1 protein-coding gene is annotated in these 1,083 nt (G+C 26.1%); it reads right to left on the reverse strand.

Features of this window, described 5'->3' with window-relative positions; genetic code table 11:
* Window positions 1–83 precede the first annotated feature (83 nt).
* On the reverse strand, window positions 84–380 hold the full coding sequence (locus HMPREF1552_RS05135) for a hypothetical protein (RefSeq protein ID WP_021744043.1): 297 nt from the start codon (window positions 378–380) through the stop codon (window positions 84–86).
* Window positions 381–1,083 lie beyond the last annotated feature (703 nt).

Consider the following 1,083-nt stretch of genomic DNA (forward strand, 5'->3'; position numbering starts at 1 on the left):
TTTTAAAAGATATAAAAATCTTTTAAAATATTTTATTAAAAGTATTGACAAGTTAAAAAAATAAAGATGTCTAAAAGACATCTTTATAAACTTTTTTTGTTTCTAAGAAGAACAATGTTTTTTCTTCTACTTAAATTGCTTTCTTCAGCTAAACGTTGAATTTTTGAAATACTTACACCATGTCTTTCAGCAATCTCACTATAACTAAACATAGGTTTACTTAATCCAGGTTTTTTTTCTTGTAAATCTTGAACTATTAGAGTATTTCTTGATACTTCAAGAGATTCAAGTTTTTGATTCAAATCAGCTATTTCTTTCTTACATTCAGCTATTCCTCTTCTAGCAACATTATCAACCGTCTTTACCCTCTTTTTTGCCATTTTTACATTCTCCTTTCTATATAAATGATTTTGTAATAATTAAAAATCATATCACTATGATAAAAGTCATATCACCATGATAAAAAGTATATCAAAAAAATATAAAAAAGTCAATAAAAATTTTTAACTGTTTTGTTAAATGCTACAGTTATTCTTTCTCATAAAATTTATTTTATGCAGGCAGTGTTCTCTATTTAACAGGGAAACACACAAGCGTGCCTTTAAAAAATGAAAAATTTACATAAAAGCTTTTTTATGGAAAAAACATCATCTATAACTTTCGAAAATTAAGAAAAAATAACATTGCTTCTAATTTATCCATAAATTAGTTTTAAACGATTTTCTCATTTCAGACAGGCGAAAAGTCAAAAAAATTTTTTTATGACGAATTTGACCCCTTTATGCTCCTTTGAGAACCTTTTTGATAATATTTCTATCTTAAAATTCTAATTTTAATTCTAAATACACTTTCTTATACAAATTTGACTTTTTTTTTAATTTATGTTAGTATAATTTAATCTTTTATTAAAAAGGAGGTAAATTTTGGGATATAAGAAAATAATAATTTTTGGTACATTTTTGCTTGCAAATCTTGCCTTTTCAGCTCCGGTCAATGAGGCTAACAGAATCATTGATATTCAGCAGAGACAGCTTGAACAGGAGAGAGTCAGGCAGCGGCAGGAGAAAATGCAGAGGGAATTTG

Source organism: Leptotrichia sp. oral taxon 879 str. F0557 (assembly GCF_000469385.1).
GTDB classification, from domain to species: Bacteria; Fusobacteriota; Fusobacteriia; order Fusobacteriales; family Leptotrichiaceae; genus Leptotrichia; species Leptotrichia mesophila.